Source organism: Pseudomonas sp. IT-P4 (genome assembly GCF_949767755.1).
Classification (GTDB): Bacteria; Pseudomonadota; Gammaproteobacteria; order Pseudomonadales; family Pseudomonadaceae; genus Aquipseudomonas; species Aquipseudomonas monachiensis.
Genome location: NZ_CATKPX010000024.1, coordinates 54683 through 77575, shown reverse-complemented (window position 1 = coordinate 77575; position 22893 = coordinate 54683). Strand labels below are relative to the sequence as shown.

The window sequence follows — 22893 nt, the reverse complement described above, 5'->3', positions numbered from 1 at the left end:
TTAGTTTTCGCCGATGCAACAGTTGCTTGCTCTCTTGGGCGGGATGTCCGGGGGACAGATTGATTGTCAGCTTTGTGTCGTTTTCTGGCGGTCAATAAAACGCGACAGTCAACTCCATACAAATGCTTGCCAAGCTCGAATGCAATCAGATGATCAAACCCATCAAGCCTTAACCCACCGCTGCCGACTCCAACTACTCAACCCATCAACAGCAAACACCAACACCAACATCGCCAAAATCACCGTACTGGCCTGAGCCTCCTGAAACAGACTAAGGCTCACATAAAGCATCTGCCCCAACCCCCCAGCACCCACAAAACCCAGCACGCTGGCCATCCGAATGTTGTTCTCCCAGCGGTACAAAATGTACGCCAACAGCTGCGGAAACAGGTTGGGCAGGGTGCCGTAGCAAAAGGCCCAGACCACATTACCGCCCTGCAAGCGAATGGCTTCAGCCGGTTGCGGCGGGGTGTTTTCCAGTGCTTCGGCGAAGAGTCGACCGAGCACTCCGGTGGTGTGCATGGCCAGTGCCAGGGTCCCGGCGTTGGGGCCGAGTCCGGCGGCGAGCACCATCAGCGCGGCCCACACCAGTTCGGGAATGGCGCGCAGGGCGTTCAGCACCAGGCGCGACGCACTCTGCAACGGCCAGCCGAAACGCCCGGCCGCCGGCAGTGCCAGCACCAGGCCGAATACCGCCGCGAGCAGGGTGCCGAGGGCCGACATGGCCATGGTTTCCACGGCGCCACGGCCGATGGCTTGCAGATGGCCGGCGCTCAGGTCGGGGCTGAGAAAACGCAGCACGTAGGCGCCCATCTGCTTCAGGTTGCCGCTGCCCGTCAGTTCGCCGAGGTCGATGCCCAGATAGCGGAATGAAGCGATGACCGCTGCGCTAATGCACAGGATCAGCAGCAGGTTGATCAGGCGATTCATGCGAACCTCCAGCGCAACAGGCGGCTGATTTGGTCGGCGAACAGCACCAGGACGAAAAAGGTCAGCAACATGCTCGCCACTTCACCGCCGGCGAACATGCGCAACGACAGGTCGATCTGCTGGCCCAGCCCGCCGGCACCGACGAAGCCCATCACCACCGAGGCGCGGATCGCGCACTCCCAGCGATATACGGTGTACGACAGCAACTCCGCCGCGACATTGGGCAGGATGCCGTAGCAGAACGCCGCCAACCGGCCGCTGCCGGCTTGCAGCAGCGAGTGGGCGGGACGCTGGTCGACGGACTCGAAGATTTCCGCGTAGACCTTGCCCAGCATGCCGCTGTAGGTGATGGCAATCGCCAGCACCCCGGCCGTCGGGCCAAGGCCGACGGCGCGCACGAACAGCAGGGCCCAGACGATTTCCGGCACGCTGCGCAGGAAGATCAGCAGCCCGCGCACCGGCCAGCGCAACAGTCGGCCCAAGGCGCTCGGGCGACCGCTGCGAGAGGCGGCGGACAACGACAGCGCCCGGCTGGCCAACAAGCTGGCGGGCACGGCCACCATCAAGGCCAGGGCCATGCCGGCGGTGGCGATGGCCAGGGTTTGCAGCGTGGCTTGCCACAGTAGCTGGAGGAACTCTTCGCCATGGGCCGGTGGCCAGAAGGCTGAGACAAACCGGCCCATCTCACTCTGGCTGTCAGCCTGGAGCAGCACACCCAGATCCAGTTCGCTGAAATGAATACCGGGCCACAGCAGGGCAAGCGCCAACAGACTGAGCAGCAGGCGGGGCAGGGTGGCCGGGTCTCGTGTATCGCGCGTCAGCATCGGGGAATCTGCAGGCTCAAGGGCGCCACCGGAACGGGCGGCGATAGCAATTGTTCGTTGGCGTAGAGCTTGTCGAGCAAATCGTGGTCGACGTCGCTGGCGGGAAGGTCGAACAGGACCTGGCCTTCGCGCAAACCGATGATGCGTGAAAAGTGCGCCAGGGCCAGGTCCACCGCATGCAGGCTGGCGACCAGGGTCACCTTGTGTTCCCGGGCGTGGCGGCAGAGGATCGACAGGGTGTGCCCGGCCAGTACCGGGTCCATCGCCGACACCGGCTCATCGGCCAGCAGCACTTCGGGCGCCTGGTACAGCACCCGGGCAATGCCCACGCGCTGCAGTTGGCCGCCGGACAATTGCTGGCACTGGGCGAACAGCTTGTCTCCCAGGTCCAGTTTGGCCAGTGCCGCCCGCGCTCCGGGAACATCCACCGGATGCAGCAGGCTCAGCAGGCTTTTGGCAAAGCCCCACTGGCCCAGCTTTCCGGCCAGCACCGCCGTGACCACCCGTTGCCGCGGTGGCAGGGGGGGCGCCTGGTGCACCAGGCCGATGCGCGCCCGCAGCTGCTGACGCCGATGGGCGCCAAGCTGCCAGGCGTGCTCGCCGAGTACCTCGACCGCGCCGTTGTCCGGGCGCAGGGCGGTGGCCAGCACGTTGAGCAGGCTCGACTTGCCAGCGCCGGACGGACCGATGATCGCGACCTGCTCACCGGCAGCGATGTGCAGGTCGACCTCATGCAGCGCACGTACGCCGTTGCCGTGAGTCAGGCTGACCCGGTTCAGGTGCAAGGTCATTTCAGCAGGTCGGCAGCGCGCGCGGCTTCCTCGATGCCCTTGTAGTTCTCAGGCTTGGTCTCGATGAAACGGCTGGCGGCTTGCAGGTCCAGAATGGCCTTGTCTTCAGGTTTTGCCGGGTCGAGCGCGAGGAAGGCCACCTTGATCTTCTCGGCGAGGGCCGGGTCGAGGGTGCCGCGCACGGTCCAGTTGTAGTCGAAGTAGGCCGGCGTGGTGGCGAAGACCTTGACCTTGTCGGTGTCGACCTTGCCGGCCTTGACCAGTTTTTCCCAGACGCTGGCATTGAGCACGCCGGCGTCCACTTTGCCAGCCTGAACCCAGGCGACGGTGGCGTCGTGGGCGCCGGAGTAACCGACACGGCTGAAGTAAGTTTCAGGCTTGATGCCGTCCTGCAGCATGAAATAGCGCGGCATCAAACTGCCCGACGTCGACGAGACCGAACCGAAGGCGAACGACTTGCCCTTGAGGTCGGCCAGCGACTTGACGGCCGGGTCGGCGGTGATGAATTTGCTGGTGAACTGGGCGTCCTGCTCACGCTGTACCAATGGAATGGCATTGCCGGTTTTCAGCCGCGCCTGCACGAAGGTGAAGCCGCCCAGCCAGGCCATGTCGATACGGTCTGTGGCCAGGGCCTCGACCACCGCCGGGTAGTCGGACACCGGTACGAACTCGACCTTCATGCCCAGTTGCTTCTCCAGGTACTCGCCCAGGGGCTTGAACTTGCGCTGCAATTCGGTGGGGGCTTCGTCGGGGATGGCGCTGACCTTGAGGGTGTCGGCGGCCTGTGCCAGCAGGGTGGAAAAGGACAGGGTCAGGCCGACGGCCAATGCCAGGGTACGTTTGAGCATGGAAGTTCTCCGGTTCAATAGCGGAAAAATGTCGATGCGCCCCGCACAAGCTGATTGCTGCACGACGCTTCGTGAGGGTAGACGAAAACGCCGCGATTATAGGGACTACTGCGTACTTGACCAGCATGGTCTTCCAGCGCATGGAGAAGATGGGTGCAATGGCTCGTATAGATGAAGCCTTGAAAGATCGCAGCCTGCGGCAGCTCCTACATTGGGATGCACACCTTCTGTAGGAGCTGCCGCAGGCTGCGATCTTTTGACTTTGGTCCTCTCGCAAGCGTTACATCCGCGCCAACGCCTGTGCCAGATCCGCCCGCAAATCCTCCACATCCTCGACCCCCACCGACAACCGCACCAACCCGTCGCCGATCCCCAGTTCTGCGCGGGTATCGGGCGGGATGGTGGCGTGGGTCATGATCGCCGGGTGTTCGATCAGGCTTTCCACGCCGCCCAGGCTTTCGGCCAGGGCGAAGATCTGCACGCTTTCAAGGAAGCGTTTGGCGCCGGCCAGGTCGCTGTTGAGGTCGAGGGAGATCATCCCGCCGAAACCGCGCATTTGCCGTTGGGCCAGTTCGTGCTGCGGGTGCGACGGCAGGCCGGGGTAGTAGACCCGTGAGACTTGCGGTTGGCGCTCCAGCCACTGCGCCAGGTCCAGTGCGTTGCTGCAATGCCGTTCCATGCGCAGAGCCAGGGTCTTCACGCCGCGCAGGGTGAGGAAGGCATCGAAGGGGCCGGCGATGGCGCCGACGGCGTTTTGCAGGAAGCCCAGGCGTTCGGCCAGTTCGGCGTTCTGCCCGACCACGGCGATGCCGCCGATCACGTCGGAGTGACCGTTGAGGTACTTGGTGGTCGAGTGCAGCACGATGTCGAAACCCAGTTCCAGCGGGCGCTGGATCCACGGGCTGGCGAAGGTGTTGTCGGCCACGCAGATGATGCCGCGGGCGCGGCAGGTGCGGGCGATGGCGGCCAGGTCCGTGAGGCGCAACAGCGGATTGCTCGGTGTCTCGACCATGACCATGCGAGTGTCGTCTTGCAGGGAGGCCTCGAACGCCGCCAGGTCGGTCAGGTCGACGAAGCTGAAGCGGTGCCCGGCGCTGCGCTGGCGTACCTTGTCGAACAGGCGGAAGGTGCCGCCGTACAGGTCGTTGCCCGAGACGATGTGCGAGCCGGCGTCGAGCAGTTCGAGCACCGTGGAAATGGTCGCCAGCCCCGAGGCGAAGGCAAAGCCCCGGGTGCCGCCTTCAAGGTCGGCCACGCAGCGCTCCAGCGCCCAGCGCGTCGGGTTGTGCGAACGCCCGTAGTCCAGGCCCTTGTGCACCCCGGGGCTCTGTTGCAGGTAGGTGGAGTTGGCGTAGATCGGCGGCATCAACGCCCCGGTGGATGGGTCTGGCGCTTGCCCGGCGTGGATCACCCGGGTGGCGAAGCCCTGTGGCGGGGCGTTTTTGTCCTGTTGACTCATGGCAGGGATCTCCGCAAATGGTTGAGCATGTCGGTTCGGGTAATCAGGCCGTGGAAGCCCGAGGCATCCTGGATGATCGCCACCAGCCCACGGCCCAGCTCGGCTTCCAGCTCGGCCAGGGTGGCATCGGGGGACAGGGTTTGCAGTTTGTCGGTCATGGCGCTGGAGACGGCCTTGCGAAAGTGCGCAACGTCTTCGTGCACGCCCAGCAGGATGTCGGATTCGTCGATCACGCCGACCAGTTGTTTGCCGTTCACCAGCACTGGTAGCTGCGAGACATCCGCCAGGCGCATGCGTTGAAAAGCCGTCAGTAGCGTGTCATCCGGGCCGACGCTGATCACCCGGCCATCCTCGAAGCGCCGCGCGATCAGGTCGCGCAGGTCGCCGTAGTGCTTGCGTTGCAGCAGGCCCTGATCGTTCATCCACTGGTCGTTGTAGACCTTCGACAGGTAACGCGTCCCGGTGTCGCAGACGAAGCTCACCACCCGTTTCGGCTGGGTCTGTTCGCGGCAGTAACGCAACGCCGCCGCCAGCAAGGTGCCGGTCGACGAGCCACCGAGAATACCTTCGGCACGCAGCAGTTGGCGGGCATGGTCGAAGCTTTCTTCGTCGCTGATCGAATAGGCGTGGCGCACGCTCGACAGATCGGCAATCGACGGAATGAAGTCTTCGCCAATGCCTTCCACCGCCCAGGAACCGGGGGTGGGGAGGGTGCCGCCGCGGCTGTATTCAGCCATCACCGAACCCACCGGGTCGGCCAGGACCATTTCCAGGTCCGGCTGCACCCGTTTGAAGAAGCGGGTCAGGCCGGTGAGGGTGCCGGCCGAACCGACGCCGACGACGATGGCGTCCACATCATGCTGGGTTTGCGCCCAGATCTCCGGCGCGGTGCTGCATTCGTGGGCCAGCGGGTTGGCCGGGTTGTTGAACTGGTCGGCGAAGAACGCATCGGGAATTTCCGCCGCCAGCCGCGCAGCGACGTCCTGGTAGTACTCGGGATGGCCCTTGCCGACGTCGGAGCGGGTGATGTGCACCTCGGCGCCCATGGCCTTGAGGTGCAAGACCTTCTCGGTGGACATCTTGTCCGGCACCACCAGCACCACGCGGTAGCCCTTGGCGCGACCGACCAGGGCCAGGCCCAGGCCAGTGTTGCCGGCGGTGGCTTCGACGATGGTGCCGCCGGGCCTGAGGCGACCATCGCGTTCGGCGGTATCGATCATGGCCAGACCGATGCGGTCCTTGATCGAGCCGCCGGGGTTCTGGGATTCGAGTTTGAGAAACAGGGTGCAGGGGCCGGTATCGAAACGGCTGACGCGCACCAGAGGTGTATTGCCGATCAGTTCGAGCACGGCAGGACGGGAATTGTCGGGCATGTCATCACTCCTTGCGTAAATCCGCACTGGATGGACAGCAATCCGCGCCGGGTCTTCGCGCCGGTCGCGGGCAATGCATCGCTTGGACCATAGGCCGGGATCGGGTCGACCGCAACCTTGCACGGCCAGTCGGTCACCTCGACGCTTTTTCCTCGCCAGCGACCACAAAAAACATAATTTCGCTATTTCCCGGCTCCGAACAGAATGCGGCCAACACCCTGACACCGATAGCCGAAGCAGAAGAACAACAGTGATCAGAATCGAGGCGGCAGCCATGACCGACCTGAATCAAACCACCTTTCAGAAGTGCACAGCCATGACAGTTGATAAAACCGCAATTGATACGCTTGTTGTTGGCGCCGGCCAGGCCGGTGTGGCCATGAGCGAACACCTGAGCAAGCTCGGCGTGCCTCACCTCGTAGTGGAGCGCAATCGTATCGCCGAAGCCTGGCGCACCGGTCGCTGGGATTCGCTGGTAGCCAACGGCCCTGCCTGGCACGACCGTTTCCCGGGGCTGGAATTCGACGGTCTGGACCCGGATGCCTTCGCCGGTAAAGAGCAAGTGGCTGCGTACTTCGAAGCCTATGCCAAGAAGTTCAACGCGCCGATCCGCACCGGCGTGGATGTGAAGAAAGTCGAACGTAACATCGACCGTCCCGGTTTCACCGTTGAAACCTCTGATGGCGTGATCGAGGCCCGGCATGTGGTGGTCGCCACCGGTCCGTTCCAGCGTCCGGCAATCCCGCCGATTGCCCCCGAAATCGCCGGCATCACCCAGATTCACTCCGCCCAGTACTACAACCCGCAGCAACTGGCCGAAGGCGCGGTGCTGGTGGTGGGCGCCGGTTCCTCGGGGGTGCAGATCGCCGATGAACTGCAACGTTCCGGCAAGCAGGTCTACCTGTCGGTAGGCGCCCACGATCGTCCGCCCCGTGCCTATCGCAACCGTGATTTCTGCTGGTGGCTGGGGGTGTTGGGCGAGTGGGATGCCGAAGCCATGCAGCCCGGTAAAGAGCACGTGACCATCGCCGTGAGCGGTGCCCGTGGCGGCCACACCGTGGACTTCCGCCGCCTGGCTCACCAGGGCATGACCCTGGTCGGCCTGACCCAGGCGTTCAACGGCGCTGTGGTGAGTTTCGAGAATAACCTCGCCGACAACATCCAGCGTGGCGATGAAAACTACCTGGCGCTGCTCGACAAGGCCGACGCCTACATCGAACGCAACGGCCTGGACCTGCCGCTGGAACCCGAAGCCCGGGCCATGCTGGCGGACCCGGATTGCGTGACGAATCCAATCCTGGAGCTGGACCTGCTCAAGGCCGGCGTCACCACCATCATCTGGGCCACCGGCTACTCCACCGACTACAGCTGGCTGAAGGTCGATGCCTTCAAGGAAAACGGCAAACCCCTGCACCAGCGCGGCGTGTCGGCCGAGCCCGGGGTGTATTTCGTCGGGTTGCCTTGGCAGTCCCGTCGCGGCTCCGCGTTTATCTGGGGCGTCTGGCACGACGCCAAGCACATCGCCGATCACATCGTTAAACAGCACACCTATCTCAACTACCGGGATGCGACCCAGCGTCAAGCCGAAGCCGCCCGTGCACCTCTTCAGAAAGCCAGCCTCATGGGAGTTCGTTAATGCCTACTCATACCCGCATCCGCATGTTCAACACCAAAGACACCTACCCGAACCAGACGCTGGACAACGATTTGTGCCAGGCCGTGCGTGCCGGCAACACCGTGTATGTGCGTGGTCAGGTCGGCACCGATTTCAACGGTCAATTGGTAGGCCTCGGTGATCCGCGTGCCCAGGCCGAACAGGCCATGCGCAACGTCAAGCAACTGCTCGAAGAGGCGGGCAGCGACCTGAGCCACATCGTCAAGACCACCACCTACCTGATCGACCCGCGCTACCGCGAGCCGGTGTACCAGGAGGTCGGCAAGTGGCTCAAGGGCGTGTTCCCGATTTCCACTGGCCTGGTGGTCAGTGCCCTCGGCCAGCCGCAGTGGCTGATGGAAATCGACGTGATCGCTGTCATCCCTGAATAAGGAATTCGCCATGACTTTTTCCATCGTGGGTCGCTGCGCCGAGACCGGCCAGCTGGGCATTGCCATCAGCTCTTCGAGCATTGCCGTCGGCGCGCGCTGCCCGTGGCTGCGTGCCGGTGTCGGTGCGGTGTCGAGCCAGAACATCACGCTGCCGGCCCTCGGTCCGCAGATCCTCGATGAACTGGCAGGCGGCTCGGCGCCGCCCCAGGCGCTGGACCACTCGTTGACCCGCAACGGCTACAGCCAGTATCGGCAGGTGGCGGTGGTCGATGCCCATGGGCGCACGGCGGTGTTCAGCGGCAACCATGCCCTGGGCATCAATAATGCGGTGGCCGGTGACCAATGCGTGGCGGCCGGTAACCTGCTGGCCAACAGTGGGGTGATCGAGGCCATGGTCGCGGCGTTCGAAAACAGCGAAGGCTGCCTCGCCACCCGGCTGATGAACGCGTTGCAGGCCGGGCAGGATGCCGGTGGCGAAGCCGGCGCGGTGCACTCGGCGGCGCTGTCGGTGGTGGGTGACCTGACCTGGCCGATGGTCGACCTGCGGGTGGATTGGGCGGATGAAAACCCGATCGGCGAGCTGGGCAAACTGTGGGCGGCCTACGAGCCGCAACTTCAGGATTATCTGACCCGTGCCCTCAATCCGACCCTGGCCCCCGCCTATGGAGTGCCCGGCGATGAGTGAGTTGCGCAGCCGCGCCATGCTCGCGCGATTGATCGGGTTCGCCACGGTCAGCCGCGATTCGAACCTGGAGCTGATCGAGTTCGTGCGTGACTATCTGCACGAACTGGGCGTGGATTGCGAACTGATCTACAACGCCGAGCGAACCAAGGCCAATCTGTTAGCCACGGTCGGCCCGCGTGTGGCCGGCGGCATCGTGCTGTCCGGGCACACCGACGTGGTGCCGGTGGACGGCCAGGCCTGGACGTTCGAGCCATTCAGCCTGAGCGAGGCGAATGGCAAGCTTTACGGCCGTGGCACCGCGGACATGAAGGGCTATCTGGCTTCGGTGCTGGCGGCGGTGCCGATGTTTCTCTCCAGTCCTTTGAAGCGCCCGGTGCATTTGGCGTTTTCCTATGACGAAGAGGTCGGCTGCCTTGGTGTGCGCGGTTTGCTGGAAGTGCTGCCCCAGCGCATCCCGGCTCCGGCCTTGTGCCTGATTGGCGAGCCGACCGAACTCAAGCCGGTGCTCGGCCACAAAGGCAAGCTGGCGATGCGTTGCCACGTACGCGGTGCCGCTTGCCATTCGGCCTACGCGCCTTACGGGGTCAATGCCATCGAGCAGGCCGCGCGCCTGATCGGTCGGCTGGGCGACATCGGCGCCACCCTGGCCCGGCCAACTTTGCACGACAAGCGCTTCGATCCGGCGTTCTCGACCGTGCAGGTCGGGGTGATCCAGGGCGGTACGGCGCTGAACATCGTGCCAGCGGACTGCCGTTTCGATTTCGAGATCCGCGCCTTGCCGGACTTTGCCCCGCAAGTGGTCGTCGACGAACTGCAGGACTACGCCGAGCAGATGCTGCTGCCGGCCATGCAGGCCGTGGACACCGATACCGCTATCCGCTTTGAAAAAATTTCCGCCTACCCCGGCCTTGCGACACCCGTCGACAGCGCGGCGGCCCGGCTGATTGCCCAACTGTGCGGCAGCGACGAGTTCAGCACCGTGGCCTTTGGCACCGAAGGCGGGCTGTTCGATCAGGCCGGCATCCCTTCGGTGGTCTGCGGTCCCGGCAGCATGGACCAGGGGCACAAGCCCGATGAATTTGTCAGCGTTGTCCAGATGGCGGCCTGTGACCGCTTGATGGATCGCCTGGCGGCTTACTTGAGTGAATCCGAACACCCATAACTACAACGGGCCGACAAGCCCCGAGGAAGCGATCCATGTCCAGATCCTTGCGTTGCAGTGTTCCGTTTGCCCTGGCGTTGCTCAGTGCCAGTGTGTGGGCGGCCCCCCAGGACCTCACCGTGATTTCCTTCGGCGGTGCTACCAAACAGGCCCAGGATAAGGCCTATTTCCAGCCCTTCAACGCCAGTGGCGCGGGCAACATCATCGCCGGTGAGTACAACGGCGAGCTGTCGAAGATCAAGGCCATGGTCTCCGCCGGTCACACCAGTTGGGACGTGGTAGAAGTCGAAAGCCCCGAGCTGCTGCGCGGCTGCGAGGAGGGCCTGTTCGAGAAGCTCGATCAAGGACGCTTCGGTGACTCGGCGAACTTTGTGCCCGGTGCGCTGACCGAGTGCGGGGTGGCCACTTACGTCTGGTCGATGGTCATGGCCTACGACCAGAGCAAGCAGGCCAAGGCGCCGCAGTCCTGGGCAGACTTCTGGAACGTCGCCGACTTCCCGGGCAAGCGCGGCCTGCGCAAGAGCGCCAAGTACACCCTGGAAATCGCTTTGCTGGCCGACGGGGTCAAGGCGGACGATGTGTACAAGGTCTTGAACACCCCGCAAGGCGTGACGCGGGCCTTTGCCAAGCTCGACCAGATCAAGCCGAACATCCAGTGGTGGGAGGCGGGCGCCCAGCCAGCGCAATGGCTGGTGGCCGGGGACGTGGTGATGAGCGCCGCCTACAACGGCCGGATCGCCTCGGCGCAGAAGGAAGGCATGAAGCTGAGCATCGTCTGGCCGCAGAGCCTGTACGACCCGGAATACTGGGCGGTGGTCAAAGGCACGCCGAACAAGGCATTGGCGGAAAATTTCATTGCATTTGCCAGCCAGCCGCAGACGCAAAAAGTCTTCTCCGAAACCATCCCCTACGGGCCGGTGCATCGCCAGACCCTGCCATTGCTGCCCAAGGCCGTGCAGGAGCAACTGCCGACCGCCGAGGCCAACCTGGCCGGTGCGCGGGCCGTGGACGCGGAGTTCTGGGTCGACCATGGCGAAGAGCTTGAACAGCGCTTCAATGCCTGGGCTGCGCGGTAACACAGACACCGCATAACCCCTGTGGGAGCGGGCTTGCTCGCGAAAGCGGTATTTCAGTCACATCGTTGTTGGATGTGCCGCCGCCTTCGCGAGCAAGCCCGCTCCCACAAAAAAGCCGGGTGCAATACTTCGGGTGTGCCGGGTTGAAATGATTGTGTAAATCGGGATGGTCGTTTGCCGGGCGTATCGCTATGCTCAGCGAGTTTGCCAAACGCCAATGATAACAATCACAGTGAAACCATGAGCCAATCAGACACGCGAGCGACTGTTCTAGCGCTGTATCCGGAAGACTCCCGCGAGGCCGCGGCATTGCTCAAGCAGGCAGTGCCGCTGATGGTTCGTCACAACATTCCGCCCAACCCGGTGCATTACGCGCTCTGGTACACCTACAGCAAGGGCCAGGAGCCGGAGCTCAACCGGCAACTGGACCGGGTGGTCAACGACTTTGACTATTTTCCGCCGGAGTCCGCCACCAAGCTGTTTCGCGAGTACATCATCCGCGATGAACTGGCGGATGCCCGCTCCGGGCAGCAGGATGCGATCAACCTGGTCGACGACATGGAGCGCGATGTGTCGCGCAGCGTGCAAGGCAACCAGAACTTCCAGGCCAGCCTTGGCCAATACCTGCAGATGCTCGAAGAACCCGCCGACGAGCGCTTGCCGAGCATCCTGATCCAGCTGCAACAAAGCACTCGGCTGATGCAGGGGCAGCAGGAGCATTTCCTCGCCCAGTTGCAGTCGGCGCAGCATGAAATCAAAAGCCTGCGGGACAAACTCGAACGCGCCCAACTGGCGGCGACCCTCGATGGCCTGACCGAATTGCTCAACCGCTCCACTTTCAACCGCCAGCTTGAACAGGCCATGGGCAACGTGGCGACAGGTGTGGCGCTGGTGATGCTGGATATCGATCACTTCAAGCAGTTCAACGACCAGTACGGCCATCCCTTGGGTGACCGCGTGCTGCAGCATGTCGCCCGGGTGTTGCGCGATTCGCTGCCCGAAGAAGCGTTCGCGGCGCGTTATGGCGGCGAGGAGTTCTGCGTGGTGCTAAAGGATTGCCCGGATATGGCGGCCGCGGGCGCTTTTGCCGAGCGCCTGCGCCAGAAAATCCAGTCGCTGCGGGTCAAGGCCCGAGGCACCGACACGGTGCTGGACACCATCACCGCATCGTTTGGCGTGGCCCATGCGCAAACTGGCGACACACCGGAAAGCCTGCTGACCCGCGCCGACGATGCGCTGTACCAGGCCAAGCGCAACGGGCGCAATCAGGTGCGGCAGTAACCACTTAAAGGACGAACCCCCAGCACAGGTTGTTTGTTGCTCATTCCATCCGCCGTTAGCCGAGGATGAAGTAGACCTTGCGCACCGTCGTGAGGTTTTCCCAGGTGCCGTTGAATCCGCTGGCGACCACGAAGGAATCACCGGGGCCGAACGTGCGCGCGACGCCCTCGGCATCGGTCAGGCGCACGCTGCCTTCAAGGATGTGACACAACTCGTCGTAATCGCACTGACAGCGCTCGCGGTGCGGTCCCGCCTCCCAGATGCCGGCCACGGCGTTTTTTCCGGGCTGCACAAAGTGCCGCCAACTCTTGCTGCGGTAAGGCGCGTCAACCACGGCCGGGTCGTTGATTTCAGTTTCACGAGGAGCAAGGTCGCTGGCGAAGTCGATGACGTGCCGGGGCAGGGCTGTGGACATGGTGGTCTCCGGATCAGGAATCGAAACCGATGCCAAAGGCATCGAAGGTCTTGAGCAGCAGGTCGCGGTGACCGTCGCGGTCTTCGCGCGCCAGTGAGCGCTGGGCCAGTTTCACGCCGACATAACGCAAGGGTTCGGGCGGAAAGCGGAACGGCGCCTTGGACGTCATCAGCAGTTCGGTACGTTCGGTGCGCTCGCCGGCCAGCAGGTCGAGCATGTTCAGCGCGGCGAAGCGGCTGGCGGACACCCCTTGCCCGGTGAAGCCCAAGGCATAGGCGACGCGGCCCTGGTGCTCGCATCCGGTGAACATCGTGGTGCGTGCGGAGGTGTCGATGATGCCGCCCCAGGCATGGCTGAAACGCATATCGCCCAGGGCCGGGAAGGTCTGTTGGAATTGTTCGGCCAGGCGCTGGAAGCTTTGCGGGCGCTGGGTCAGGGCTTCGTCGCGGCGCCCGCCGAAATGGTAGATGGCATCAAAGCCGGCCCAGAGAATGCGGTTGTCGGCGGTCTTGCGCAGGTAGTGGAACTGATTGCCGGCGTCGGCGATGCCGTAGCGGCCGGTCCAGCCGATGGCGGCCAGTTGTGCATCGTTCAGCGGCTCAGTGACCAGCGAGTAGTCGTAGACCGGGATCACGCTCGATGCCAGATGACCGAGCAGTGGCGGGGCGATGTTGGTGGCGAGGGCGATTTTTCCGGCGGTCACTTCGCCGCTTTCTGTACGCAGGCGCAGGTTGTCTTTGTCCGCGCTCAGTTGCAGGACCGGGCTGTTTTCGAACAGTTGAATGCCTTGCTCAAGGCAAATGCGGCGCAATTCAGCGGCCATTTTCGCCGGGTTGAGCAGGGCGTAATTGGGCTCGAACAGGCCGGCCGCATACGCCGGTGAATCAAGTTTCTGTGCCAGATCGCTGCCTTCCAGCCACTGGCAGTCGATGTTGAACCGCGCATAGTTGCGCTGCATCGAGCGCAGCCCGTCGACCTGCCACGGCTGGCTGGCGACGTTGAGTTTGCCCTGGCGTTCGAACTCTACGTGCATGCCGAAGCGTTGCAGGTCGGCGGCCAGTTCGTCGAGGTTCTGCCGGCCGAGGCGGATCAGTTGCTCTGCTTCATTCGGCCAGCGCTTGAGGGCGTTGGAGACGCCATGGGAAATGCTCGGCGCGCAGAAACCACCATTGCGCCCACTGGCCTCACCGCCACAGCGTCGTGCCTCGATGATCGCGATGCTCAAACCGGGCTGGCGCTGGCGAGCCAGCAAGGCCGTCCACAAACCGGTAAAGCCACCACCGACCACCACCAGATCGAACTGCATGGACCCGCTGACGGCGGGCGCGGCGGGCGGTGGGGTAACGGTGTCCTGCCAAAAGGGGTGAGGCAGGGCACGGTCAAGCGCATCGAGACGCGATGGGACATTCATGCTGAAACTCCGGCGGTGTGTCGGGCAGCGACGATTGCGTTCGGTTGCCCGACGGTTTTTGTTGTTTTGGCTAGAGGTCTGGCAGCGCAAGAATCGCGCGGGCGGCAATGTCGGTGCCTCGGGTCGCTTGCATGCGCTCGCTGAACGATTTGAGGCGTTGTTTCATCGCTTGGTCGGCCAGCAGCTGTTCGAGGGCGGCGGGCAGGGCGGCCAGGGGATCGGCAAAGCGCGGCAGGTAGCGGCCGACGCCGACTTCCTCGGCGCGGGCGGCGTTGTCGTGGCCGTCCCAGCAATAGGGAATGATCAGCGACGGCAAGCCGAAATACAGCGCCTCGCAGAAGCTGTTGTTGCCGCCGTGGTGGATGAACAACTGACATTCCTTGAGCACCGCCGGCTGGGCAAACCAGCTGTCGAGGTACACGTTGTCCGGCACGGTGGTGTACATGTCGCGGTAGGCGCCGACGTTGACCAGGAAGCGGTACGGCAAGGTTTCGATAGTGCTGATCAGGCGCTTCATCATTCCGGTGTCGGCGGCGCCAAGGCTACCGAAGCTGAGGTAGATCAGCGGCGCGTCGTTGTGCCGTGGAAAGTCCGGGACGATGTACGGCGCTTCGCGGCGTACGCAACCGTCGAGGTACACGTAGCGCTGCGGGTCCAGCGCTTGCTGGCGCGCATAGCGCACTGGCGTCGGTGACAGCAGCAGGTTCAGCCATGGCGAGTCAGTGAGGAACTGCCCCGCTGGGCACGGCGCGGTGCCGTTGCCGAGGAGAAATTGCGAAAAGCGTTCATGGGCCGGTGCGACAGCCTTCAGGTACTGCTCGGTGTAGCGTTCGCAGGCCTGGGGGTCGCTGGCCAGGCACCCGGACAGGTACGGTGGAACGTTGGCATCGGGCAGTTCGGTTTCGGCGCAGGACACCACTCGCACCCAGGGGCAACCGGCGTTGGCGATGGCCGGGAACATCACCACGTTGTCGAGCACGATCACGTCGGGCTTGAGGCGGCCGAGCAACTGCTGCAAGGGTTTTTCCGCTTCGATCGCGGTGTCGATGATGGCTTCCCAGGCCGGCGCCACGTAGCTGTCGATCTGTGCCAGCGGGGTCTGGTCGAAGTAGGGAATGCTGCGCTCGATGAAGCGCTCCCAGTAGTGCTGGTGTTCCGCCGCCGACAACGGGCTCGCTTGCGGAATCGGGTATTCGTCGAAACCGTATTCGGCGAACAGCCCCTGGAAATGTTCATGGCAGATGAACACCGGCCTGGCGCCCAGTTCACGCAGTGACTGAGCGATACCAATGCAGTTCAAGGCCGCGCCGAAACTGGCTTCGGGAAACAGGGCGATCAGTTTTTGTTTTTGCATGGCGAGGGACTGTCCATGGCGGGTCAGACCCGCCGCTCCTGAAGGTGTTTTTGATGCTGTCTTATTTTCAAAAAAAAATCATCATGTTTTTTGCAAGCCGGTTAGCGACGCCCGAACAGATGACTTTGCGGGATGCCACGGTTGGCGGTTTGCGGGCGTTGCGCGGCGCTCAGGCGCAGGTGCAGGCGCAGCAGGTCGGCGGCGATCTCCATCTGCCCGCGTTCGATCTGCGCGATGATCTGCAGGTGTTCGCGCAGGGCCTCTTGCAGGCGGTGCACGCTCACCGAGGGCAGCAGGTTCGGCAGGCGCCGCAGGCCCTGATGCTGGAGCAGGGCGTCGCTGATGAAGCGGTTGCCGCAGCTCTGGGCCAGCAGTTCGTGGAAGCTGATGTCCAGTTCGCGAAACTGTTGGATATCGAAATCTTCCACGGGGCGGGCGAGCAGGCTTTGGGTGGCGCTGCGCAACAGCGCCAGGCGTTGCGGGTCGGCGTTGAAGCTGGGACTGAGCAACGCTTCAGGTTCGAGAATCAGGCGGTATTTCAGGCTTTCTTCGAGGGCGGCCAGGCTGTTCAGTGACGGGCGAAACAGCCAGGACTGACCGGGGCCGCGCTCGATGGCCTGGTTTTCGCTCAATTGCTGCAGGGCCTTTTGCGCCGCCGGCCGGCCGATGTCGTAGCGGCGCATCAGTTCGCTGATGCTGATGCTGTCGCCCAGGCGCCCGGCCATGCGGTCACGTAGCACCGAGGCGGCCAGTTCTTCTTCTTCGGCCTGGGGCAGGGCGGCGTTGAAGGTCTGGCCGGCCGGGGGTGCCAGCAGGGTGTAACCCTTGCCCGCTTCATGGCTCAGCAGGTTTTCTTCGAGCAGCACTTTCAGCGCGCCGCGAATCAGCGTGCGCGAGACCTGGAAGGTCCGGGCCAGGGCCTGTTCGGCCACCGGGTCGCCGGCCACCAGGCCGCTTTCCTGGGTGTGCTCGAGGATGCGCCGGGCCAGTTCCAGGTGATTGGTGCGCGGTTTTTTTTCGGCTGTCGTGCTCAAGCGTGTTTTCTCGTTGTGATCCGCTGTCGGACTCAGGTGCTCATCTTATGTCATGCGCCGGCGAAGCGTCAGGCCGTAAAAAAAGCGTTGACATCTTTTGATGCTGGTCCTAATTTCTAAAAAAAAACACCAGCAATCGTTTCTCGTTTTGCCGTACTGCCTTCGAACACAACAATAAACAATCGTCGGGTGAGTATTTATGAGCAAGCTGAATGATCTTCTGTGCGTGGGATTGGCCGTTTCCCTGGCGATCGCTTCACAGGCTGCAAGTGCGAAAGATATGGTGATTTCCATCTGGGACGGCTACATGGCCCCGGATGCGCTGGAGAAGTTCAAGGCTGCCAGCGGTGTGGACGTCGACAAGGCGCTGCACGCCACCAACGAAGAAATCATGGGCAAGCTGATGGCCTCCGGTGGTGAAGGGTACGACGTGGTGTTCGTCTCCTCGCCTTTCGCCGAAGTCCTGCACAAACAGGGGCTGCTGGCGGACATCGATCCGGTCAAGGTCCCCAACCTGAAAAACCTCTACCCCGAAGCCACGCACCTGGAGTATGACCAGGGCAACCGGTTCTCCGTGCCTTACACCTGGGGCACTACCGGCATCTGCTACCGCTCCGACAAGGTGACGCCGGCGCCACAGAGCTGGAACGAGCTGCTCAATCCGAGCGATGCGCTCAAGGGCAAAGTGACGATGCTCGCCACCGACCGCTGGATGCTCGGCGCCGGTTTCCTCGCCAAGGGCTGGTCGGTCAACGACAGCGACCCCGCGCAAATCGCCGCGGTTCGCGATCAACTGATCGCCACCAAGAAACGCATTCTCTCCTTCGACGACACCACCTTCTACTCCAAGCTGGCCTCCGGCGAATCGCTGATGGCCCACGCCTGGGACGGCTGGTGCAACTACGGCACCCAGGCCAACGCGGCGATCAAGTTCGTGGTGCCCAAGGAAGGTTCCGACCTGTGGGTGGACACCATGGTCGTGTTGAAAAGCTCGAAGCACCAGGACGAAGCCTTCAAGTTCATCAACTTCATGCTGGCCAGGGAAAACCACGCCTGGGTCGCTGAAAACATCCTCTACAAAGTTCCCAACCAGGCGGCCATGGCCGGGTTGTCCGCTGACTTGCTCAAGCAATACCCCAACCTGACCATCGCCCCCGCCGAGCTGCTGAAAATGGAGCAATTGCGCGATCTGGGTGGCACCACGCAAAAGGCCTACACCCGCGCCGTCACCGAAATCATGGCGGCGCAGAACTAACGCCACGTCGATCCGAGGCATGCCCGGCATGCCTCGCCACACTCGCAAGCCGCCTCTGTCCTGAGGCGGGAGGATAGGGTTAATGAGTGCTTTGCATGCTGACAGGCGCCTGTCGGCCTGGCTTCTTGCGCCCGGCTTCGGCTGGCTGCTGATGTTCCTGGTGATTCCGTGCCTGTTGGTGCTGGTCTACAGCTTCGTTGAACGTGGCGCCTATGGCGGCATCGACTGGTTGTTCACCTGGGAAAACTACCAGCGCGCGTTCGATCCGCTGTACCTGGGCATCCTGCTCAAATCGGCGAAGATCGCCGGGCTGGCCACAGTGTTCGCGGTGTTGATCGGCTACCCGGCGGCCTATGCGATTGCCCGTGCGCCACGGCGGCGTCAGGCGGTGTATCTGTTTCTGGTGATGCTGCCGTTCTGGAGCAATTACCTGATCCGCACCTACGCCTGGATCGTCCTGCTCAACCGCGAAGGCCTGATCAATCGCCTGCTGCAAATGCTCGGCTACAGCGGCGAACCCATCAGCCTGCTGTACACCGAATCGTCCGTGGTGCTGGGGCTGGTCTACAACTACATCCCCTTTGTGATCCTGGCAATTTTCTCGTCGCTGTCGCGGATCAACAACGAATTGTGGGACGCCTCGAAAGACCTCGGCGCCTCGGGCTGGATGACCTTTCGCCGGATCATCCTGCCGCTGAGCGTGCCGGGTATCGCGGCGGGCGCGGTGTTTGTGTTCGTGCTGAGCATCGGCAACTTCATCACTGCCGACCTGCTGGGCGGCAAGCAGGTGCAGATGGTCGGCAACCTGATTTATTCGCAATTCCTCACGGCGCGGGACTGGCCGTTCGGTGCGGCGCTGAGCTTCTTCCTGATCGCGATCATGTTGATCCTGTTGTTCATCCAGGCCCTGGTGGCCCGTCGTGCAGAAGGGGCGCGCTCATGAGTCAGTCTCGTTCTGTCAGCGCCACCGTGCTGGGTTCGCACCTGGGGCTGGTGTACGCCTTCTTATATATACCGATCCTGGTGCTGATCCTGCTGTCGTTCAACAAGTCCGGATTGCCTACCGCCTGGGGCGGTGTATCGCTGAAATGGTACGCGGCACTGGCGCACAACACGGCGATTCTGTCAGCGGCGCTCAACACCCTGATCGTTGCCTTGTCGGCGACCTTGATTGCCTGCGTGCTCGGCACGTTCCTGGCGCTGGGTATCGAGTTGCGCCGCAAGGGCAACGACAAAGGCCAGGTGGTCGACACCTTGCTGATGGCGCCGATGATCATTCCCGACATCGTGCTGGCGATTGCGCTGTTGAGTTTCTTCAACCTGCTCAAGGTCGGCCTGGGGCTGCACTCGATCATCATCAGCCACGCGGTGTTCAACATTGCCTTCGTCTGCGCGGTGGTGCGCACGCGGCTCAAGCACTTTGACTATTCGATCCTCGAAGCCTCGATCGACCTGGGCGCGAGCTGGTTCACCACCTTGCGTCGGGTACTGCTGCCGGTGATTTTCCCCGGTGTGCTGGCCGGTGGGTTGCTCTCGTTCACCCTGTCGGTGGACGAATTCATCATCGCCTTTTTCAACTCCGGCTCCGGCCAGGCCTCGACCACGTTGCCCATGCAGATCTACGCCATGATCCGCTTTGGCGTCACCCCGGAAATCAATGCTCTGGCGACGCTGGTGATGCTGGTCAGCATCACCGCGCTGCTGGCTTCGCAGCGTCTCAACAAGGCTCCTCGCACCCATGAATAATTCTTCCGCGGTACTGATCCTGGATAAGGTCAGCAAGTCCTATGGCAACGGCCTGGCGGTCAACGAGGTGTCGCTGAGCATCCGCGAGAACGAGTTCTTCGCGCTGCTCGGTCCGTCGGGCTGCGGCAAGACCACGCTGCTGCGCATGCTCGCCGGTTTCGAGACCCCCAGCGGTGGTTGCATCTACCTGGACGGCAACGACATCTCGCCGCTGCCGGCCAACAAGCGCCCGCTGAACCTGATGTTCCAGTCCTACGCGCTGTTCCCCAACATGACCGTGCGCAAGAACATCGCCTACGGCCTGGAAATGGAGCGCCTGCCGGAATCCGAAATCCGCCGCCGGGTCGATGAAGTGCTGAACACCGCGCAACTGGGTGAGCTGGCCGAGCGCAAGCCCGATCAGCTTTCCGGCGGCCAGCGTCAGCGGGTGGCATTGGCCCGGGCGCTGGTCAAGCGTCCGCGGGTGTTGTTGCTCGACGAGCCCTTGGGCGCCCTCGACAAAAAGCTGCGGGAAAAGATGCAGCTGGAACTCAAGCGCCTGCAGCACGAGAGCGGCATCACCTTCATCATCGTCACCCACGACCAGGAAGAAGCCCTGGTGATGTCCGACCGCATGGCGGTGCTCGATGGCGGCAAGGTCTGCCAGTGCGGCAGCCCGACCGAGCTCTACGAAAACCCCAACAGCCGTTTTGTCGCCAACTTCATCGGCGTCAGCAATCTGCTCGAAGGCGTGCGCTCGGGCCCGCACTCGGTGCGGGTCAACGGCCACGAGTTGAGCGTCGAAACCGATGCGCCTTCGGTGAGCGGCCAATCCGTCGCCGTGGTGGTGCGCCCCGAACGCCTGCAAGTGCTGACGGAGCAGGGCGGCGATTGCGCCAATCAGGTCAGCGGCAAGATCGTCGAAATCGCCTACCACGGCCTCGACACCAACCTGCACGTGCAGACCCCCCTCAGCGACAAACCGCTGATCGTGCGCGTACCGTCCTCACAGTTTGAATTCGCCCATTTTGCAATCGACACCACCATCCGGCTGGGCTGGCAGGCCCGGCATGCCCGCGTATTGACGCGCTGAACAATAAAAAGACCAGGCAGGAGCAGCACTCGATGAAACAGAAAGTGATCGCATTCTTCCCCGAAGCCGCCTACGGCCCGGCCCTGAACTCAGTGGGTATCGCCCAGGCCTGTGAAGCCCTGGGGCACAAAGCGGTGTTCCTCACCGACCCGGGCATGAGCGGTGTCTACGCCGGTTATGGTTTTGAAGAGCACATGGTCAACATGTCGGCACCGATGCCGGCCGAAGAGATGGCCCGCTACTGGGTGGATTTCATCAACGGCCACATCCCGAACTTCCGCAAGTCGCCGCTCGACCAGATCGACAACTACGTCAAGGAATGCTGGGCCGCCATCGTCGAAACCGCCAAGTGGGCGCAAAAGGACCTGCCGGCGGTGCTGGACAAGGTCAAGCCCGACCTGATCTGCGTCGACAACGTGATCCTGTTCCCGGCGATCAAGCAATACGGCAAGCCCTGGGTGCGGATCATTTCCTGCTCGGAAAACGAGATCGAAGACCCGGATATCCCGCCGCACCTGTCGGGCATGAGCATCGACGACAAGGCTGGCCACGCGTTATTCCGCCAGCGTTTCGAAGAAGTGGTCGGGCCGATCCACGACGACTTCAACCAGTTCCTCCAGGCCCATGGCGAGCAGCCGTATCCGCTGGGTACCTTCTTTGAAGCCTCGCCGTTCATGAACCTGCTGCTGTACCCGGATGCGGTGAAGTTCGACCGGCGCCACCCATTGCCGGCCGAGCGCTTCCATTACCTGCAGGGTTGCGTGCGCCACGACACGCCCTACGAGATTCCGCAGTTTCGCGCCCACAACGACAAGCCGCTGCTGTACGCCAGTTTCGGCAGCCTCGGTTCCGGCGATGTCGAGCTGCTCAAGCGCCTGATCGAGGCGGTGGGCAAGCTGCCTTACCGGGCGCTGTTCAACGTCGGCGAGCACCTCGACGAGTACCCGGACCTGCCGGACAACGTGCAGATTTCCAACTGGTTCCCGCAGCCGTCGGTGATCGCCCAGGTCGACGCGGTGATCCACCACGGCGGCAACAACAGCTTTACCGAGTGCCTGTTCTTCGGCAAACCGGCGATCGTCATGTCCTACGTCTGGGACGGCCACGACAACGCCATGCGCGCCGAAGAAAGCGGCCACGGCTTCAAGCTCGACCGCTACGAATGGAGCGAAGAACAGCTCGCGGAAAAACTCCACGCGTGCCTCAACGACGAGGCGATGCGCCAACGCCTGCAGCGCACCAGCGTGCAGATGCAATCGCGCAAGGGGCCGCAAGACGCGGCTGCAATTCTCGACAAGGTGCTCAACGATGCCTGATTCATCCACCACGGCGGGTATCACGCCGTACCTCGAAGCCGTCAGCAGCCGCACCGACCTGGTGGACTGGGGCGTGCAGAGCGACGCCGTCGAAGGCGTCTCGCATTCCAGCGGCCGCTTGCTGTTCAAGGGCCCGGACAACAGCCCGGAAAGCGGATTGTGGGTGTGCACCCCCGGGCGCTGGCGGTTGTCGATTCCCCGGGATGAGCTGTGCCATTTCATCGCGGGGCACGCCACTTACCGTAACGACAACGGCGAAGTGATAGAGGTCCGTCCCAACACCCTGGTGTTGTTCCCCGCCGGCTGGACGGGTGAATGCCACGTCCGCGAAACCCTGCGCAACGTGTACATGCTGGCCTGACGCTGGACTTGAAATTGAATGTGAACCTGTGGCGAGGGAGCAAGCTCCCTCGCCACAGGGTATGTGATGAACCGTCATGAACCGATTTTTTTGGAGAGCAACAGATGAAGACCCCGTTTCTGTACGACCCGCTGAGCATCACCGACGTCAAGGATTGGGGCGTGATCCCGACCATGCTCGAAGGCGAATCCCGTGTTTCCGGCGTGGTGCTGCACAAAGGCCCCGAAGGCCAGTCCGAATGCGGTATCTGGATCTGCACCCCGGGCAAGTGGTTCTGCCATGTGACCAGCGACGAGTTCTGCCACTTTCTCGAAGGCCGCTGCACGTACGTCCACGAGTCCGGCGAGGTGATCGAGATCAGGCCGGACACCGCCGCCTTCTTCGGCAAGGACTGGAAGGGTGTGTGCACCGTCCACGAGACCATCAAAAAGGTCTACATGATCCGGTGACTGCC

General features: G+C 62.9%; 23 protein-coding genes. 13 read left to right on the top strand and 10 right to left on the bottom strand.

The window, feature by feature from the left end; translation table 11 throughout:
- Positions 1-162: 162 nt before the first annotated feature.
- The 6 genes from phnE to ACM6IT_RS09670 form a co-directional block, all read right to left on the bottom strand.
- On the bottom strand, positions 163-930 hold the full coding sequence (gene phnE / locus ACM6IT_RS09695) for a phosphonate ABC transporter, permease protein PhnE (protein ID WP_414917881.1): 768 nt from the start codon (positions 928-930) through the stop codon (positions 163-165).
- The gene (locus ACM6IT_RS09690) at positions 927-1754 is read right to left on the bottom strand and encodes a PhnE/PtxC family ABC transporter permease (protein ID WP_414917880.1); all 828 of its coding nucleotides are present in this window, start codon (positions 1752-1754) and stop codon (positions 927-929) included. Before ACM6IT_RS09690 ends, phnE begins: the two co-directional genes overlap by 4 nt.
- Complete coding sequence (locus tag ACM6IT_RS09685; RefSeq protein ID WP_056727380.1) at positions 1748-2545, bottom strand: phosphonate ABC transporter ATP-binding protein; 798 nt, start codon at positions 2543-2545, stop codon at positions 1748-1750. The genes ACM6IT_RS09690 and ACM6IT_RS09685 overlap by 7 nt, the downstream gene beginning before the upstream one ends.
- Positions 2542-3393 (bottom strand): putative selenate ABC transporter substrate-binding protein, encoded by an 852-nt coding sequence (locus ACM6IT_RS09680; RefSeq protein ID WP_056727378.1) that lies wholly within the window; start codon positions 3391-3393, stop codon positions 2542-2544. Before ACM6IT_RS09680 ends, ACM6IT_RS09685 begins: the two co-directional genes overlap by 4 nt.
- A 280-nt stretch (positions 3394-3673) precedes the next feature.
- Positions 3674-4852: a trans-sulfuration enzyme family protein gene (locus tag ACM6IT_RS09675; protein WP_414913313.1), complete on the bottom strand. Its 1179-nt coding sequence runs from the start codon at positions 4850-4852 to the stop codon at positions 3674-3676.
- Positions 4849-6225 carry a pyridoxal-phosphate dependent enzyme gene (locus ACM6IT_RS09670; RefSeq protein ID WP_056727372.1) on the bottom strand — a complete coding sequence of 459 codons (1377 nt, stop codon included), beginning with the start codon at positions 6223-6225 and terminating at the stop codon, positions 4849-4851. Before ACM6IT_RS09670 ends, ACM6IT_RS09675 begins: the two co-directional genes overlap by 4 nt.
- Positions 6226-6499: 274 nt before the next feature.
- Here ACM6IT_RS09670 and ACM6IT_RS09665 point away from each other — a divergent pair, with 274 nt between their 5' ends.
- From ACM6IT_RS09665 to ACM6IT_RS09640, 6 genes are all read left to right on the top strand, one after another.
- Positions 6500-7861 (top strand): flavin-containing monooxygenase, encoded by a 1362-nt coding sequence (locus ACM6IT_RS09665; RefSeq protein ID WP_414913314.1) that lies wholly within the window; start codon positions 6500-6502, stop codon positions 7859-7861.
- Positions 7861-8271 carry a RidA family protein gene (locus ACM6IT_RS09660; RefSeq protein ID WP_003201555.1) on the top strand — a complete coding sequence of 137 codons (411 nt, stop codon included), beginning with the start codon at positions 7861-7863 and terminating at the stop codon, positions 8269-8271. The genes ACM6IT_RS09665 and ACM6IT_RS09660 overlap by 1 nt, the downstream gene beginning before the upstream one ends.
- Positions 8272-8281: 10 nt before the next feature.
- The gene (locus ACM6IT_RS09655; RefSeq protein ID WP_056727371.1) at positions 8282-8956 is read left to right on the top strand and encodes a DUF1028 domain-containing protein; all 675 of its coding nucleotides are present in this window, start codon (positions 8282-8284) and stop codon (positions 8954-8956) included.
- Positions 8949-10118: an acetylornithine deacetylase gene (gene argE, locus ACM6IT_RS09650; RefSeq protein ID WP_414917879.1), complete on the top strand. Its 1170-nt coding sequence runs from the start codon at positions 8949-8951 to the stop codon at positions 10116-10118. Before ACM6IT_RS09655 ends, argE begins: the two co-directional genes overlap by 8 nt.
- 35 nt (positions 10119-10153) lie before the next feature.
- Positions 10154-11194 (top strand): ABC transporter substrate-binding protein, encoded by a 1041-nt coding sequence (locus ACM6IT_RS09645; RefSeq protein ID WP_056727367.1) that lies wholly within the window; start codon positions 10154-10156, stop codon positions 11192-11194.
- 240 nt (positions 11195-11434) lie between these two features.
- On the top strand, positions 11435-12475 hold the full coding sequence (locus ACM6IT_RS09640; protein WP_414917878.1) for a GGDEF domain-containing protein: 1041 nt from the start codon (positions 11435-11437) through the stop codon (positions 12473-12475).
- 55 nt (positions 12476-12530) lie between these two features.
- Here ACM6IT_RS09640 and ACM6IT_RS09635 read toward each other — a convergent pair whose 3' ends face one another.
- The 4 genes from ACM6IT_RS09635 to ACM6IT_RS09620 all read right to left on the bottom strand — a co-directional run bounded on the left by ACM6IT_RS09635 (position 12531) and on the right by ACM6IT_RS09620 (position 16689).
- Complete coding sequence (locus ACM6IT_RS09635; protein WP_056727362.1) at positions 12531-12890, bottom strand: cupin domain-containing protein; 360 nt, start codon at positions 12888-12890, stop codon at positions 12531-12533.
- Positions 12891-12903: 13 nt separating this feature from the next.
- Positions 12904-14301, bottom strand: coding sequence for an NAD(P)/FAD-dependent oxidoreductase (locus ACM6IT_RS09630; RefSeq protein WP_414917877.1), 1398 nt, complete (start codon positions 14299-14301; stop codon positions 12904-12906).
- Between the two features lie 70 nt (positions 14302-14371).
- Positions 14372-15655: a nucleotide disphospho-sugar-binding domain-containing protein gene (locus ACM6IT_RS09625; protein WP_223541798.1), complete on the bottom strand. Its 1284-nt coding sequence runs from the start codon at positions 15653-15655 to the stop codon at positions 14372-14374.
- A 101-nt stretch (positions 15656-15756) separates the two neighbouring features.
- Positions 15757-16689 (bottom strand): FCD domain-containing protein, encoded by a 933-nt coding sequence (locus ACM6IT_RS09620; protein ID WP_414917876.1) that lies wholly within the window; start codon positions 16687-16689, stop codon positions 15757-15759.
- Positions 16690-16888: 199 nt separating this feature from the next.
- On the opposite strand from ACM6IT_RS09620, the gene ACM6IT_RS09615 reads away from it, so the two are divergent.
- From ACM6IT_RS09615 to ACM6IT_RS09585, 7 genes are all read left to right on the top strand, one after another.
- Entirely contained in the window at positions 16889-17944 is a 1056-nt protein-coding gene (locus ACM6IT_RS09615) for a spermidine/putrescine ABC transporter substrate-binding protein (RefSeq protein WP_056727355.1), read from the top strand.
- 82 nt (positions 17945-18026) lie between these two features.
- Positions 18027-18887 (top strand): ABC transporter permease, encoded by an 861-nt coding sequence (locus ACM6IT_RS09610; protein WP_056727353.1) that lies wholly within the window; start codon positions 18027-18029, stop codon positions 18885-18887.
- A complete protein-coding gene (locus ACM6IT_RS09605) occupies positions 18884-19690 on the top strand; it encodes an ABC transporter permease (RefSeq protein WP_056727350.1) in 807 nt (268 codons plus the stop codon). The genes ACM6IT_RS09610 and ACM6IT_RS09605 overlap by 4 nt, the downstream gene beginning before the upstream one ends.
- A complete protein-coding gene (locus tag ACM6IT_RS09600) occupies positions 19683-20762 on the top strand; it encodes an ABC transporter ATP-binding protein (protein WP_414913319.1) in 1080 nt (359 codons plus the stop codon). The genes ACM6IT_RS09605 and ACM6IT_RS09600 overlap by 8 nt, the downstream gene beginning before the upstream one ends.
- A gap of 32 nt (positions 20763-20794) precedes the next feature.
- Complete coding sequence (locus tag ACM6IT_RS09595) at positions 20795-22078, top strand: nucleotide disphospho-sugar-binding domain-containing protein (RefSeq protein WP_414913320.1); 1284 nt, start codon at positions 20795-20797, stop codon at positions 22076-22078.
- A complete protein-coding gene (locus ACM6IT_RS09590; RefSeq protein WP_414913321.1) occupies positions 22071-22439 on the top strand; it encodes a cupin domain-containing protein in 369 nt (122 codons plus the stop codon). The genes ACM6IT_RS09595 and ACM6IT_RS09590 overlap by 8 nt, the downstream gene beginning before the upstream one ends.
- Before the next feature lie 104 nt (positions 22440-22543).
- On the top strand, positions 22544-22888 hold the full coding sequence (locus ACM6IT_RS09585; RefSeq protein WP_414917875.1) for a cupin domain-containing protein: 345 nt from the start codon (positions 22544-22546) through the stop codon (positions 22886-22888).
- Positions 22889-22893: the final 5 nt, after the last annotated feature.

Coding starts and splice junctions, on each gene's coding strand:
- ACM6IT_RS09690 (WP_414917880.1), bottom strand. CDS start 1,754: ATGCTGACGCGCGATACACGAGACCCGGCCACCCTGCCCCGCCTGCTG.
- ACM6IT_RS09600 (WP_414913319.1), top strand. CDS start 19,683: ATGAATAATTCTTCCGCGGTACTGATCCTGGATAAGGTCAGCAAGTCC.
- ACM6IT_RS09670 (WP_056727372.1), bottom strand. CDS start 6,225: ATGCCCGACAATTCCCGTCCTGCCGTGCTCGAACTGATCGGCAATACA.
- ACM6IT_RS09595 (WP_414913320.1), top strand. CDS start 20,795: ATGAAACAGAAAGTGATCGCATTCTTCCCCGAAGCCGCCTACGGCCCG.
- ACM6IT_RS09605 (WP_056727350.1), top strand. CDS start 18,884: ATGAGTCAGTCTCGTTCTGTCAGCGCCACCGTGCTGGGTTCGCACCTG.
- ACM6IT_RS09685 (WP_056727380.1), bottom strand. CDS start 2,545: ATGACCTTGCACCTGAACCGGGTCAGCCTGACTCACGGCAACGGCGTA.
- ACM6IT_RS09675 (WP_414913313.1), bottom strand. CDS start 4,852: ATGAGTCAACAGGACAAAAACGCCCCGCCACAGGGCTTCGCCACCCGG.
- ACM6IT_RS09655 (WP_056727371.1), top strand. CDS start 8,282: ATGACTTTTTCCATCGTGGGTCGCTGCGCCGAGACCGGCCAGCTGGGC.
- ACM6IT_RS09625 (WP_223541798.1), bottom strand. CDS start 15,655: ATGCAAAAACAAAAACTGATCGCCCTGTTTCCCGAAGCCAGTTTCGGC.
- ACM6IT_RS09610 (WP_056727353.1), top strand. CDS start 18,027: ATGAGTGCTTTGCATGCTGACAGGCGCCTGTCGGCCTGGCTTCTTGCG.
- phnE (WP_414917881.1), bottom strand. CDS start 930: ATGAATCGCCTGATCAACCTGCTGCTGATCCTGTGCATTAGCGCAGCG.
- ACM6IT_RS09615 (WP_056727355.1), top strand. CDS start 16,889: ATGAGCAAGCTGAATGATCTTCTGTGCGTGGGATTGGCCGTTTCCCTG.
- ACM6IT_RS09640 (WP_414917878.1), top strand. CDS start 11,435: ATGAGCCAATCAGACACGCGAGCGACTGTTCTAGCGCTGTATCCGGAA.
- ACM6IT_RS09635 (WP_056727362.1), bottom strand. CDS start 12,890: ATGTCCACAGCCCTGCCCCGGCACGTCATCGACTTCGCCAGCGACCTT.
- ACM6IT_RS09630 (WP_414917877.1), bottom strand. CDS start 14,301: ATGAATGTCCCATCGCGTCTCGATGCGCTTGACCGTGCCCTGCCTCAC.
- ACM6IT_RS09645 (WP_056727367.1), top strand. CDS start 10,154: ATGTCCAGATCCTTGCGTTGCAGTGTTCCGTTTGCCCTGGCGTTGCTC.
- ACM6IT_RS09680 (WP_056727378.1), bottom strand. CDS start 3,393: ATGCTCAAACGTACCCTGGCATTGGCCGTCGGCCTGACCCTGTCCTTT.
- ACM6IT_RS09660 (WP_003201555.1), top strand. CDS start 7,861: ATGCCTACTCATACCCGCATCCGCATGTTCAACACCAAAGACACCTAC.
- ACM6IT_RS09585 (WP_414917875.1), top strand. CDS start 22,544: ATGAAGACCCCGTTTCTGTACGACCCGCTGAGCATCACCGACGTCAAG.
- ACM6IT_RS09590 (WP_414913321.1), top strand. CDS start 22,071: ATGCCTGATTCATCCACCACGGCGGGTATCACGCCGTACCTCGAAGCC.
- argE (WP_414917879.1), top strand. CDS start 8,949: ATGAGTGAGTTGCGCAGCCGCGCCATGCTCGCGCGATTGATCGGGTTC.
- ACM6IT_RS09665 (WP_414913314.1), top strand. CDS start 6,500: ATGACCGACCTGAATCAAACCACCTTTCAGAAGTGCACAGCCATGACA.